At 64.6% G+C, this 13,338-nt stretch carries 9 protein-coding genes; 7 read left to right on the top strand and 2 right to left on the bottom strand.

Annotated elements, in window-relative coordinates; genetic code table 11:
• Positions 1-32: 32 nt before the first annotated feature.
• Together cphA and NX775_RS06090 are read right to left on the bottom strand one after the other, a co-directional pair.
• Complete coding sequence (gene cphA, locus NX775_RS06095) at positions 33-2,606, bottom strand: cyanophycin synthetase (RefSeq protein WP_258835186.1); 2,574 nt, start codon at positions 2,604-2,606, stop codon at positions 33-35.
• A gap of 87 nt (positions 2,607-2,693) precedes the next feature.
• Positions 2,694-4,871: a cyanophycin synthetase gene (locus tag NX775_RS06090; protein WP_258835185.1), complete on the bottom strand. Its 2,178-nt coding sequence runs from the start codon at positions 4,869-4,871 to the stop codon at positions 2,694-2,696.
• A 300-nt stretch (positions 4,872-5,171) separates the two neighbouring features.
• Here NX775_RS06090 and NX775_RS06085 point away from each other — a divergent pair, with 300 nt between their 5' ends.
• The 7 genes from NX775_RS06085 (at position 5,172) to NX775_RS06055 (ending at position 13,245) form a co-directional block, all read left to right on the top strand.
• Complete coding sequence (locus NX775_RS06085) at positions 5,172-7,451, top strand: cyanophycin metabolism-associated ABC transporter (RefSeq protein ID WP_258835184.1); 2,280 nt, start codon at positions 5,172-5,174, stop codon at positions 7,449-7,451.
• Positions 7,448-7,930, top strand: coding sequence for a cyanophycin metabolism-associated DUF1854 family protein (locus tag NX775_RS06080; RefSeq protein ID WP_370660561.1), 483 nt, complete (start codon positions 7,448-7,450; stop codon positions 7,928-7,930). Before NX775_RS06085 ends, NX775_RS06080 begins: the two co-directional genes overlap by 4 nt.
• Before the next feature lie 135 nt (positions 7,931-8,065).
• The gene (locus tag NX775_RS06075; protein WP_183555553.1) at positions 8,066-8,602 is read left to right on the top strand and encodes a pyridoxamine 5'-phosphate oxidase family protein; all 537 of its coding nucleotides are present in this window, start codon (positions 8,066-8,068) and stop codon (positions 8,600-8,602) included.
• 19 nt (positions 8,603-8,621) lie between these two features.
• Positions 8,622-9,884: a glycosyltransferase gene (locus NX775_RS06070; RefSeq protein ID WP_258835183.1), complete on the top strand. Its 1,263-nt coding sequence runs from the start codon at positions 8,622-8,624 to the stop codon at positions 9,882-9,884.
• Between the two features lie 116 nt (positions 9,885-10,000).
• A complete protein-coding gene (locus tag NX775_RS06065) occupies positions 10,001-11,227 on the top strand; it encodes a glycosyltransferase family 4 protein (protein ID WP_258835182.1) in 1,227 nt (408 codons plus the stop codon).
• Entirely contained in the window at positions 11,214-12,383 is a 1,170-nt protein-coding gene (locus NX775_RS06060) for a TIGR03088 family PEP-CTERM/XrtA system glycosyltransferase (RefSeq protein ID WP_258835181.1), read from the top strand. The genes NX775_RS06065 and NX775_RS06060 overlap by 14 nt, the downstream gene beginning before the upstream one ends.
• Positions 12,334-13,245 carry a phytanoyl-CoA dioxygenase family protein gene (locus NX775_RS06055; protein ID WP_258835180.1) on the top strand — a complete coding sequence of 304 codons (912 nt, stop codon included), beginning with the start codon at positions 12,334-12,336 and terminating at the stop codon, positions 13,243-13,245. Before NX775_RS06060 ends, NX775_RS06055 begins: the two co-directional genes overlap by 50 nt.
• Positions 13,246-13,338 lie beyond the last annotated feature (93 nt).

The raw sequence follows: 13,338 nt of genomic DNA, 5'->3' as shown, positions 1-13,338 counted from the left end.
GTCGCCCGCCCCCGGTAACACAGCAACGATACTCAGCTCGCTGCCTTGACCCGCGCCGTAATATGCGCCAGCGCTTCGTCAACCTGATCGATCAGGATCAGGCACAAGTCCCCATCGCCCAAGCGCGAGAGCGCCCGATCAATCGCCACGAACTCGCCATTGATTTCTTCGACGTGGCCCGTGCGCGTCGCGTTGCTCAGCCCCGCGCGCAGCAGCGCGATGACTTCGCCATCGGCGCGGCCACGCTGGCACTGGTCCTGATACAACAGCACGTCGTCGAACGCCGCGCCCAGGATTTCGGTCTGCTGCGTGATGTCCTGGTCGCGCCGGTCGCCGGCGCCGCTGATCACCACCGAGCGGCGCTTGGCAGGCATGCTCTCGACCGCATTGACAAGCGCAGCGATCGCATCCGGGTTGTGGCCGTAGTCGGCGATCACGGTCGCGCCCTTGTAATCGAACACGTTGAAGCGCCCCGGCGCATTGTCGCTCTCGCCGACAAAGGTTTTCAGGCCCAGGCGGATCGCATCCCACGATGTCCCCACGCCCCACGCGGCGGCCACCGACGCCATCACGTTTTCGACCTGGAAGCCCACCACGCCACCGCGCGTGATCGGCACTTCCTTCAGGTCGATGCGTTCGACGAACGACTCCTGCGCTGCCACCAGATAGCCTTCTTCGACGAAGACGACACGGCGGCCCTGGGCGCGGTGCATCGCCATGACCGGATTGCCCACGTCCTGCGCAAAGAAGGTGACGTCGCCGCGTGTCCTTTCGGCCATCGCGGCCACGGTCGGATCGGCGGCGTTGAGCACCGCCATGCCGCCGACGGCCACGTTCTGCACGATCACACGCTTGAGCACCGCCAGGTCTTCGAGCGTGGTGATGTAGTTCAGGCCGAGGTGGTCGCCCGAGCCGATATTGGTCACCACGGCGACCTGGCACTTGTCGTAGGCCAGGCCTTCGCGCAGCAGGCCGCCGCGCGCGGTTTCGAACACGGCGGCGTCGACGTCAGGGTGCAGCAGCACGTTGCGCGCGCTGCGCGGGCCGCTGCAGTCGCCGCTTTCGATGCGGCGGCCTTCGATGTAGACGCCGTCGGTGTTGGTCATGCCGGTGCGCAGGCCGGAAGCGGTGAGCAGGTGTGCGATCAGGCGCACGGTGGTCGTCTTGCCGTTCGTGCCGGTGACGGCCACGATCGGGATGCGGCCATCGTCGCCGTCCTTGAACAGCGTGTCGACGATGGCTTCGCCGATCGGGCGCGGTTTGCCGAACGATGGCGCCAGGTGCATGCGCAGGCCCGGTGCGGCGTTGACTTCGACGATGCCGCCGTTCTGGTCTTCAATCGGTTTGAGGACGCTGTCGCAGACCAGGTCGACGCCGCAGATATCCAGGCCGATCATGTGGGCAGCAGCGACGGCGCGCGCTGCGACTTCGGGGTGCACGTCGTCGGTGACGTCGGTGGCCGAGCCGCCGGTGGACAGGTTCGCGTTATTGCGCAGGACAACGCGCTGGCCGATGGCCGGCACCGAGTCCGGCGTCAAGCCGTTCTGGGCCAGCGTGCCGATGGCGATGTCGTCGAAGCGGATCTTGGTCAGCGACGTGCCGTGGCCATCGCCGCGGCGCGGGTCCAGATTGACCTGTTCGACCAGTTCGCGCACGCTGCGCTCGCCGTCGCCCACCACCTGCGGCGGTTCGCGGCGCGCGGCGGCAACGAGCTTGTCGCCCACCACCAGCAGGCGGTAGTCATGGCCCGGCAGGTAGCGTTCGACCAGGATGTCGTCGCGGAATTCGCTGGCGGCCTTGAAGCCGGCGTCCAGTTGTTCGCGGGTGGTGACGTTGACCGTCACGCCCTTGCCCTGGTTGCCGTCCTTTGGCTTGATCACGACCGGCAGGCCGATTTCCATCGCGGCGGCCCACGCGTCATCAGGGTCGGAGACGCCACGGCCCTGCGGCACCGGCACACCGGCCGCGTCGAGCAGCTTCTTGGTCAGTTCCTTGTCTTGCGCGATTGATTCGGCAATCGCGCCGGTGGCGTCGATCTCGGCGGCCTGGATGCGGCGCGCGCGGCTGCCCCACCCGAACATGACCATGCTGCCTTCGGTCAGGCGGCGGAACGGGATATTGCGGGCCACGGCGGCCTGCACGATCGACCCGGTCGATGGGCCCAGGCGCACGTCTTCGTCGGTCGCGCGCAGTTGCGCCAGCGCGGCGGGCACGTCGAACGGGGTGTCGTTGCGGGCGGCTTCGATCAGCTGCTGCGCCAGTTCGAGGGCCTGGCGGCCGACGTCTTCTTCGCTGTATTCGACGACCACCTGGTAGGTGCCGGTTTCCAGCGTGGCGGTGGTGCGGCTGAACGTTACCGGGCAGCCGGCTTCGGCCTGCAGGTGCAGCGCGACCAGTTCGAGCACGTGGGCCAGCGGGATCGTTTCATAGTGGCCGAACGGCTGCAGGCCGCCGATCTGCGGGAAGCGCACGCGCAGGCGCGATTCGAAACCGGGCAGTTCGCCGATCGATTCTTCCTCAGGCGTGCACGTCACGATCGCCTCGACCGAGGTGTGGTGGCTCCAGAGATTGGGGCCACGCAGGGCCCGTACGCGAGATACTTCCATAAACCGTCATTCCTTTCGCGGGCCGCGCGCCGCGCGCACATGCGCGGGGGCGGGCGCCAGGCCCGGCAGATTGCCGGGCAGTGTCATTCAATGTGTCGTTTGTTTTGGTGTCGCGTCGAAGGCGCGCAGGCCGCCGCACAGCAGGTCGCTCGGCACGCCAAGCGCCCACGCCGCCGCCACTGCCGCCAGCACGTTTTCGGGGTACTTCACGGTGGACAGCTTCATCGTGTCCAGCGTGTTCAGGCGCGTCTCGGTGTCGCCTTCGGCCAGCATGATGCGACCGTCACGGACGAACACGATGCGCTCGCCGGCCGCGCGGTGCGCCGCCAGCACCGCATGATGTTCGTCGAAGGCGTAGAAGATCACGCCGCCATCGCACAATTCGGCCAGCGCCGCGACCTGCTCGTTGGCGGCGTTGAGCACGGCCACGCCGTCCGGCAGGATCACGTCGACCTGGGTGCGGATCACGTTGCGCAGGGCGTCGTCGTCGTGGATATGGAATTCTGCCAGGTCGGCCAGACCCGCCATGTCGGTCACGACGCCCACGGTGCAGCGGTCGTACGGCAAGCCGTCCTGCAGGATCGAGCGGGCGTTCGATTCGAACACCGCCGTCTGCACGTTACGGTTGATCAGGATGCGCTGGCCGGCTTCGACGCCCGTACTGTCGCGGTTCGAGATCACGCGCGCATTCAGGTACAGGCCTTCGCCGTTGGCCACGCCGACCTCTTTGCCGGTGATGTTGACCAGGCAGCCGATCAGGCGCGTGATCAGGCTGCAGCCGAGAGAGCCGGTGACGCCCACCACCGGGATGCGCGCTGTGTCGTTTGGCGCGAACAGGTGCTCGATGATGTCCTTGCCGACGTTGCGGGCGGTGCCGCTGGCCGGCTTGGTGTGGGCCAGCAGGCCCGGGCTGGCATTGACTTCAATGATCGCGCCGCGCTGCTCCGCCAGCGGGCGGCTGATGTCTTCGCACACCAGGTCGATGCCGGCGATGTCCAGGCCGACAATGCGCGCGGCCAGCGCTGCGGCATGCGCGACCTCCGGGTGGAGCTGGTCGGTGACGTCGTCGGCGACGTTGCCGTTCATCTGGATCAGCACCTTCTGGCCGGCAGGCGGCACCGTGTCGGGCGTGAGGCCCTGGCGCTTGAGCTGCAACTGGTTTTCTTCACTCTTGCGCGGCTCGACGGGGCTGAGCGGGAATTCTTCGCTTTCGCCGCGGCGCGGGTCGATATTGATCTGGCTGTCGCACAGCTCGGCCACGTTCTGGCGGCCGTCGCCCGTCACCCACAGCGATTCGCCGCGCGCGACGGCGACGACCTTGCGGCCGACGACCAGCAGGCGGTGTTCGCTGCCCGTGATGAAGCGTTCGACCAGCACCGAGCGGCTGTCGCCTTCTTCGGATGCGATCACGTAAGCGGCGCGCACTTCGGCTTCGGTATTCAGGTTCAGCGACACGCCGCGGCCGTGATTGGCGTCGATCGGCTTGACGACCACGGGCAGGCCGATGTCGGCCGCTTCTTCCCAGGCCGCGTCGGCGCTGCGCGCGATGGCGCCTTCGGGCACTGGGACGCCGCACGAGGCGAGCAGGTTCTTGGTCATGTCCTTGTCGCTGGCGATGCCTTCGGCAATCGCGCTGGTGCGGTCGGTCTCGGCGGTCCAGATGCGGCGCTGCGCGGCGCCGTAACCCAGTTGCACCAGATTGCCGTCGGTCAGGCGGATCGACGGGATGCGGCGGTCGGTGGCGGCGTCCACGATGTGCGCGGTCGACGGGCCCAGGCACAGGCGGTCGACCATGTCGGTCAGGCGCGCAATGGCGGTGGGCAGATCGAACGGCTCGTCGTTGATGGCGGCCATCAGCAGGCGATGGCTGACGTCGAGCGCGGCGCGGCCGACGACGTTGTCGCGCGTGCGGAAGGCCATCTTGTAGACGCCATGTTCGCCGGTGGAGCGGGTCTTGCCGAAGCCGGTCTTCATGCCGGCCAGGCTCTGCACTTCGAGCACGACGTGTTCGAGGATGTGGCCGGCCCAGGTGCCTTCGTTCAGGCGCTCGATGAAGCCGCCGTGGTAGCCGACGCCGCAGTGGTGCTCGACCAGGCCCGGCAGCCAGGTGGTCAGGCGCGTCGTGAACCCGGGGAGCAGATTCGAGGGATAGTCTTCCAGTTCGCCGATGTCGAGCCAGGCCTCGATCACGGGACGATAGGTCCAGATGTTTGGTCCCGCCAGATAATTGATGCGCAGGAATTTGATGTCGTTCTTTTTCGTCATGTAAATACGTTGGTCACCTGGCGCTACTCCCACACCGGCGACTTATCCTTGTATGCCTGAGGTGTCACTACGTTAGCGAAAGGCCGCCAATCGCAGCGCACATCACGCGCTGATCTGATCCAGTTGCGGCTTTTACTTAGCCGCAATATTTTCACCAAAACACATTTCGTGTCATCCAAACGCTGCCCAAAAACGTTCTAGCGCTCTGTAGAGCGTTTGCTGCTTGGCATAAAAACAATAGCCACACGCTTTACCCATACCGAATCTTTGCCGAATTAAAGCCCGTTTCGGGCGCAAACCATGACAACACAACAATTTGCCAGTCCGTCTTCGCTGGCAGTAGCCGCTAATTTCTTGCCTGATCACTGGCAAAATGATGTTGCGAAACAGCTTGCACCAGGGGAAAACGTTTTAAGCAGCGTGGAGGTTGACCTCGATGCGAAATTACATTTCTCAAAAGGATTAGTTCTCGTTACCGACCGGCGTCTGCTGGCCCGCGCGCCGGGCGAAACGGCATGGCGCGACTGGCCGTACCGCGAAGGACTCGCGCTGCGCCATCACGACCACGCGGGCGTCGGGCATCTCGAACTGACCGATGCACACGGGCTTCTGGCAAGCTGGCGCTTCACGCTGGGCCAGAACCTGCATGCCGTGCGCGTGGCCGACCAGTTCCAGGATCAGATGGAAAGCGCGCTGACGGGCGTGGCCATCCAGTCGCCCGAGCAGCACACTTGTCCAAGTTGCAAGGCGCCTCTTGATGCCGACCAGGACGATTGCCCGATCTGCGAAAAAGTCCTGCACACGCCGCCGTCGACGTGGACGCTGTTTCGCCTGTGGCGCTTCGCCAAGCCGTATCAAGGGCAGCTGTTCCTGGGCTTCCTGCTGATGCTGGGCTCGACCGGCGCGCACATGATTCCGCCGTACCTGACGATGCCGCTGATGGACAACGTGCTGATTCCGTACCAGAACGGGCAGCAGATCGACACGAGCCTCGTGTATATGTATATGGGCGGCTTGCTGGCCTCGGCCGTGCTGGCCTGGGCGCTGGGCTGGGCCAAGACTTATGTGCTGGCGCTGGCGTCCGAGCGCATCGGCGCCGACCTGCGCTCGACTACCTACGAACACCTGATGCGCCTGTCGCTCGAATTTTTCGGCGGCAAGCGCACGGGCGACCTGATGGCGCGCATCGGCAGTGGCTCCGACCGCATCTGCGTGTTCCTGTCGCTGCACCTGCTGGATTTCCTGTCCGACGTCCTGATGATCATCATGACGGGCGTGATCCTGTTTTCGATCAATCCGTGGCTGGCCCTCGTGACGCTTGCGCCGCTGCCATTCATCGCCTGGATGATCCATCTGGTGCGCGACAAACTGCGTACCGGCTTTGAAAAGATCGACCGCGTGTGGGGCGAAGTGACCAATGTGCTGGCTGACACGATTCCGGGTATCCGCGTCGTGAAAGCATTTGCACAGGAAAAGCGCGAAGCGGCCCGTTTCCGCGAAGCCAATCGCCACAACCTGAACGTCAACGATAAGCTCAACCGCGTGTGGTCGCTGTTTTCGCCGAGCGTGTCGTTCCTGACCGAGCTGGGCCTGCTGGTGATCTGGTGCTTCGGCATCTGGCAAGTCTCGCGCGGCGACATCACGGTCGGTACGCTGACCGCATTCATCGCCTACAGCGGCCGCTTCTATGTGCGTCTCGATTCGATGAGCCGCATCGTGTCGGTCACGCAAAAATCGGCCTCGGCCGCCAAGCGCATCTTCGACATCCTCGATCACGTCTCGAGCGTGCCCGATCCGGTCAACCCGGTGCAGGTCACCAAGGTCGAAGGCAATATCGAGCTGCGCGAAGTCGGTTTCCGCTATGGCAACCGCGCGGTCAATCGCGGCATTTCGCTGAACATCAAGGCTGGCGAGATGGTGGGCCTGGTTGGCCACAGCGGCTCAGGCAAGAGCACGCTGGTCAATCTGATCTGCCGCTTCTACGACGTGTCCGAAGGCGCGATTCTGCTCGACGGCAAGGACATCCGCTCGTTTGCCGTCGCCGATTACCGCCGCAATATCGGCCTGGTGCTGCAGGAACCGTTCCTGTTCTTCGGCACCATTGCCGAGAACATTGCGTATGGCAAACCGGATGCATCGCGCGAAGACATCATCGCCTCGGCCAGGGCCGCGCATGCGCACGAATTCATCCTGCGCCTGCCGCAGGGCTACGATTCGATGGTCGGCGAGCGCGGCCAGGGCCTGTCGGGCGGTGAGCGCCAGCGCATTTCGATTGCGCGCGCACTGCTGATCGATCCGCCGATCCTGATCATGGACGAGGCCACCTCGTCGGTGGACTCGGAGACCGAGAAGGAAATCCAGAAAGCGCTCGACAATCTGGTGCAAGGCCGCACGACCATTGCCATTGCCCACCGCCTGTCGACGCTGCACCGCGCCGACCGCCTGATCGTGCTCGACCGCGGCGTGGTGGTGGAAGAGGGCAGCCACGATGACCTGATGGCGCGCGAAGGCGCCTATCACCGCCTGTACGAAGCGCAAGCGCGCAACGTGGACCAGGACCTGGACGACAAGGACGCATGATGAGTACTGTTTCGACAACCCCGTTCCAGCTGCGGCGCGACTCTTTCGGCAAGCTGGTGATCACCCTCGAGACTGGCGAAGAATACGTGGGCATCACGCCCGTGCGTGCCTTCCCGATCCAGGCGCCGACCAAGGGCATTTCGCTCGTGCGCGACGGCGGCAAAGAGGTCGCCTGGATCGACGACCTGGCCACCATGCCCGAGGATATCCGTACGCTCATCAGTGACGAAATCGGCGGACGCGAGTTCATTCCCGAGATCATCAATATCAAGGATGTGTCGAGCTTTGCCACGCCGTGCACGTGGTATGTGACGACTGACCGTGGCGACACCGAGTTCGTGCTCAAGCTCGACGAGGATATCCGCCGCATCGGCGAAGCGTCGCTGCTGGTGGCCGACAGCCACGGCATCAACTTTTTGGTGCGCGACATGTTCAAGATCGACAAGCACAGCCGCAAGATTCTCGACCGTTTCCTGTGATCCAAAGGGCGTCCCCGCTTTGACCCGTCAGCGGGGACATGTGGCTCCATCCGTTCGTCGCCCAACATACCGCCAGTGCAGATGACGTTACAGTTGTCTCATCGGCCACACGGCCTTCGCTAACAGGAGACGACTATGGATTCCATTAACCGCAACCAGCCCGAAGAAAACCGCCGCGATCTGGCAGGCGCTGAAGCCATTGAACGCATCAAGGACATCATTGACGATGCCGAGACCGGCTTCTTCATTACCGGCGGCGGCACCGGCGACAGCCGCGGCGTGCGCCCGATGAGTGTGCGCGAGACCGACGACAACGGCGCCATCTGGTACCTGGGCGCGATCGACAGCCACACGAACCAGGAACTGCAAGCCAATCCGACCGTCAAACTGTTCTTCCAGTCAGGCGAAAACGCCGCATTTCTCGAACTCGACGGCCACGCCGAAGTCTCGCAGGACAAGGCGCGCATCAAGCAACTGTGGGAGCCGCTGCTGAAAACCTGGTTCACCGAAGGCGAGGACGACCCGCGCATCATCGTGATCAAGGTGACCCCGAAGTCCGGTTATTATTGGGACAACAAGCACGGCGGTATCGTCGCCGGTGCAAAAATGGCGATCGGCGCCGTGCTCGGCAAGACGCTGGACGATTCCATTGAAGGCACGCTGACCTTCTAATTTCAGGAAGGGCGGGCCCATGCATGTAATCCTGGTGACGATGGGCTCGGCCGGGGACCTGTTCCCGTTCCTGTGGATCGGGCGGGCCCTGCGCGAGCGCGGGCACCGCGTCGATTTTCTCGGCCCCGAGTTGCATGCGCTGTACGTCGATGCGGCTGGCCTGACCTTTCACGGGTTGCCGGCCGATCCGGCCGTGCTCGACCATCCCGACCTGTGGCATCCCACCCGTGGCCTGGCCGTGGTGTGGGACGCAACGCGGCCGGCGATGGCGCAATTGCCTGCCATGGTGGCGGCGCTCGACAGCGGCAAAGACACCTTGCTGCTCGTTCACCCGCTGGCTCTGCCCGAAGCTGACCTGTGCCGTCACAACCGGCCTGGCCTGCGCATTGCAGCGACCTGGCTGGCGCCGTCAAACCTTCCTACCGTGCATGATCCGCTGCTGCTGGGGCCTTGGCCCGTGCCGACCTGGGTGCCGCATGGCGTGCGTCGCTGGTTATGGCGCACGCTCGCTGCACGCTTCATCGATCCGGTCGCCTTGCCCGGCCTGAACGCGGCGCGTGATGAGCGGGGATTGCCCCGCGTGCGCAGCCTGATCGACTACATCCAGACCATTCCCAACCTGTCGCTGGCGCTGTTTCCCGACTGGTTTGCCGCGCCCGTGCCGGACTGGCCGCATCCGCTGGTTCAGGCCGGCTTTCCCCTCTACGATCCCGACCCCGACGCTGCGCCGAGCGCCACGCTGCGGGCATTTCTCGCCGCCGGCGCGCCGCCGGTCGTGTTCACGCCAGGCACCGGCAACCGGCAGGCGGGGCGCTATTTCGAAGCCGCGGCGCAAGCGGTCGCGCAGCTGGGCCTGCGGGCGATTTTCCTGACGCCGCACCGTGAGCAGCTGCCCGGCGCGCTGCCACCATCCATTTGCTGGCAAGACTATGTGCCGCTCAAGGCCTTGCTGCCGCATGTCGCGGCGCTGGTGCACCACGGCGGCATCGGGACGACGGCCGAAGCGCTGCGCGCCGGCACGCCACAACTGGTGGTGCCGCTCGCGCACGATCAGTTCGATAACGCGGCGCGGGTAGTGGCGCTGGGGGCGGGCGTGAGCCTGCATGCGACGAAGGTGACAGCACGCCGGATGGCAGATGCACTCTCGACACTGATCAACGATGCAGAGTACACCCGGCGGTGCGCCGAGATTGCAATGTCTCAGGCGCAAGGGCCTGGAATCGATGGTTTGTGTGCAGCGCTGGAAACCCTGTTGTCGCATCCATCCCACGTGCATGGATAGTTACTTTAAAAAATTTATAAAAAGTAAATATAATTATTGAAACAATCCTGAGCGGGTGAGAAGATTCGTGATTGCCGTTGCATCAGCTGTCCTGCGCTGGTGCCGAATCCGTGATCATGAAAATCCTGACCTTCAGCACACTGTTTCCCAACGCAGCCAAGCCACACCACGGGATTTTTACCGAAACGACGTTACGGCATCAGCTCGAGACGGGACAGATCACCGCGAAGGTCGTGGCGCCGGTTCCCTGGTTTCCGTTCAGCAGCGATGTGTTTGGCGGCTACAGCGTGCTGGCCAGGGCGCCGAAGACCGAAACGCGCATTGGCGTGGACGTGCACCACCCGCGCTTCGCCGTGCTGCCCAAGATCGGCATGCATCTTGCGCCGATGAGCCTTGCCTGCGCGGCCGAAGGCGTCATCGGCCGTATGCTCGACGAAGGGTATGACTTCGATGTCATCGATGCCCACTATTTTTATCCTGACGGTGTCGCCGCTGCGTTGCTCGGCAAGTATTTCAACAAGCCGGTCGTCATCTCGGCGCTGGGCACCGACATCAATCTGATTCTCCGTTATCCCATCCCCCGGCGCATGATCCTATGGGCGGCCGCGCAGGCGGCAGAGGTTATCACCGTCTGTGAAGCGCTCAGAGCCGAGATGATCAGGTGCGGTGCCGATGGCCGGCGCATCACGACCTTGCGCAACGGCGTCGACCTGCAGTTGTTCAAGCCCGTCAGCCGCGAAGAAACACGCCGGGACCTGGGCATGGAAGGCTTCACCCTGCTGTCGGTCGGTTACCTCGATCCCCGCAAGGGGCATGACCTCGTCATTCAGGCGCTGCCGCAACTGGCCGGCGTGCGCCTGATGATCGCTGGCAGCGGGCCAGAGCGGGGCAGGCTGGAAGCGCTCGCGAGGGCGGTTGGCGTTGCGCAGCAGGTTACTTTTCTCGGGCCATTGACCCAGGATGTCCTGCGCCAGTATTACGGTGCGGCGGACGCGCTCGTCCTGGCGTCGAGCCGCGAAGGATGGGCCAACGTCCTGCTTGAAGCCATGGCGTGCGGTACCCCTGTGGTCGCCAGCAATGTCTGGGGTACGCCGGAGGCCGTACGCGCGCCGGCGGCCGGCGTGCTGATGGACACGCTGACAGCGCAGGGCGTGGCCGATGGCGTACGACGCTTGCGCGCCAATTACCCGGACCATGCGGCCACGCGCGCCTATGCGCAAGACTTCGGCTGGGGCGAGACGACGCGCGGCCAGATCCGTTTGTTCCACAATGCGGCCATGCGCCCATTGCCGCAGACGCGTCCGGCGGCCTGCAAAACGGATGCCATTCGTGACCTGCACTGACGTCGATTCAACGGTCCCGCTCGTCGTCCATGTGCTGTACCGCTTCGAGGTCGGCGGGCTGCAGACGCTGCTGGCGCAATGCATCAACCGCATGCCGGCGCAGCACTACCGGCACGCGGTGATTTGCCTGGCAGGCCATACGGCCTATGCCAACCTCGTGCACAGGCCGGACGTCCAGTTCCATACGCTCGACAAGCAGCCGGGGCAGAGCTTCCCGTCGCACCGGGCACTGTGGACGCTGCTGCGCCGGCTGCGTCCCGCCGTCCTGCACACTTACAACATCAGCACGATCGAGTATGGCCTGACCGCCTGGCTGGCCGGCGTGCCGCTTCGCATCCACGCCGAGCACGGCCGCGACAGCATTGAAATGAGCGGCAGGCATCGCAAGTACAACATGCTCCGGCGGCTGCTCGCGCCGTTCGTCGACGCATTCGTCCCGGTGTCGGCCGACCTGGGCGCCTGGCTGCGTCATACCGTCGGTGTGCCGCAGCACAAGATCCGCATGATCGCCAATGGCGTGGACACGACGCACTTCACGCCTGGCCCGGCGCAAGCAGTTCACCCAGGCGCGCTCGCAACGATCTGGGTCGGCACGGTTGGCCGGATTGACCGCATCAAAAACCATAACGGTTTGCTCGATGCTTTTGCCTTGCTGCTGGCCGCGTTCCCGATGCAACAGGCCGACCTGCGCCTGGCCATCGTCGGCGATGGCCCGCTGCTCCCGGCCCTGCGCGAACGCGTCGCCCGCGAGGCGTGGGGGCACCAGGTCTGGCTGCCCGGCGCACGCGACGATGTGGCGCAGATCATGCGCAGCTTTTCCGTGTTCGTGCTGCCTTCGCTGTCCGAAGGCACGCCGGTGACGATCATGGAGGCGATGGCGACCGGGTTGCCGGTGGTCGCAAGCAGGGTCGGCGGGGTGCCGCAACTGGTGCTGGACGGGCAGACCGGCCTGTTGTCCGATCCGGCCGATCTGCACTCGCTCGCGGGCGCCATCGGCGCCTATATCGCCGATCCGGCACTCGCCGGGCGCCATGGCGCGGCGGGCCGCGCGCGTGTCCAGGCACATTTTTGCGTCGATACGATGGTGACGCAGTACGACACCCTGTATGGCCGGCACCGACGGCCGCTTCCTTCTTCACACCAGACCCATGTATAGCGCTGACCATCTTCTTGATTTAAAACTGCAATTCGACACGCAGGGCTTCGTTCATCTGCCCGGTCTTCTCGAGCCGTCGATGACCGAACGCGTGCGCGGTGCGTTCGCCGGTGCGCGCGAGCGCAGCAGCGCATTCATCGAACAACAGCGCGCTGACGGCGCCCGTTTTGTCGACCTGCCGGGCATTCTCGATGCCGATCCGGTCTTTGTCGATCTGGTAGATCTGCCGGCCTTGCTGCCGCTGCTGCGCATGACCGTGGGGGAAGACCTGGCGCTCAACGAAACCAGTGCGCGGCTGTTCTATCCGGGGCCGACCTTCACCAGCCCGTTTCACTCCGATCTGGCCAATGTGCTCGGCGTGAATCATGCCCACACACCGAATTTGCTGGTCAAGCTGCATGTGTTTTTCGAGGACTTGACGCCCGACCAGGGCTGCCTGGCATTCATCCCCGGCAGCCAGCACTTTCCCCCGCACCACGTCAATCCGCACCGGGCGACACTGTCCGGATCGGCCGCCGTTGCCCGGATTGTGCCCCGCGCTGGCGACGCCGTGCTGTTCAACACGCACGTGCTCCACATGGCCGAGGACAACCGGTCCCCGCATGTACGTACGTCTCTGATCTATACCTACGGACATTTCTGGATGAAGTCGCATAGGAATGCGGCGCCGGCCAATCTGACGCAGTTCGCCGCGTCCCCGCAGCGCCAGCAACTGTTCGGTGTGGAACTGCCCGGGATCAGTCATTTTGCCCGGCGACTGGACCGGCTGACGCCGCCGACGCGCCTGCAGCGGCTGAAAGACACCGGCGCGCGTGCGGCGCACCGGCTGTTTCCGACTGTGCGCACGCCGCCACGGGCCTGATCGCGCGCCATTCGCCCGTCAATTGTTGACAAGCGCACCGACACCGTCTGCGTGCCGTCGTTCAATGCGTGATCGCTATTCACGCCGGAGGGC

This window comes from Massilia aurea (assembly GCF_024753205.1).
Lineage (GTDB): Bacteria > Pseudomonadota > Gammaproteobacteria > Burkholderiales > Burkholderiaceae_D > Telluria > Telluria aurea.
Note: the sequence above shows the minus strand (reverse complement) of the source record. Positions and strands in the feature narration are given on the sequence as shown.

Excerpts from the sequence above, each read along its gene's own strand:
- cphA (WP_258835186.1), bottom strand. The coding sequence starts at position 2,606 with ATGGAAGTATCTCGCGTACGGGCCCTGCGTGGCCCCAATCTCTGGAGC.
- NX775_RS06090 (WP_258835185.1), bottom strand. The coding sequence starts at position 4,871 with ATGACGAAAAAGAACGACATCAAATTCCTGCGCATCAATTATCTGGCG.
- NX775_RS06085 (WP_258835184.1), top strand. The coding sequence starts at position 5,172 with ATGACAACACAACAATTTGCCAGTCCGTCTTCGCTGGCAGTAGCCGCT.
- NX775_RS06080 (WP_370660561.1), top strand. The coding sequence starts at position 7,448 with ATGATGAGTACTGTTTCGACAACCCCGTTCCAGCTGCGGCGCGACTCT.
- NX775_RS06075 (WP_183555553.1), top strand. The coding sequence starts at position 8,066 with ATGGATTCCATTAACCGCAACCAGCCCGAAGAAAACCGCCGCGATCTG.
- NX775_RS06070 (WP_258835183.1), top strand. The coding sequence starts at position 8,622 with ATGCATGTAATCCTGGTGACGATGGGCTCGGCCGGGGACCTGTTCCCG.
- NX775_RS06065 (WP_258835182.1), top strand. The coding sequence starts at position 10,001 with ATGAAAATCCTGACCTTCAGCACACTGTTTCCCAACGCAGCCAAGCCA.
- NX775_RS06055 (WP_258835180.1), top strand. The coding sequence starts at position 12,334 with ATGGCCGGCACCGACGGCCGCTTCCTTCTTCACACCAGACCCATGTAT.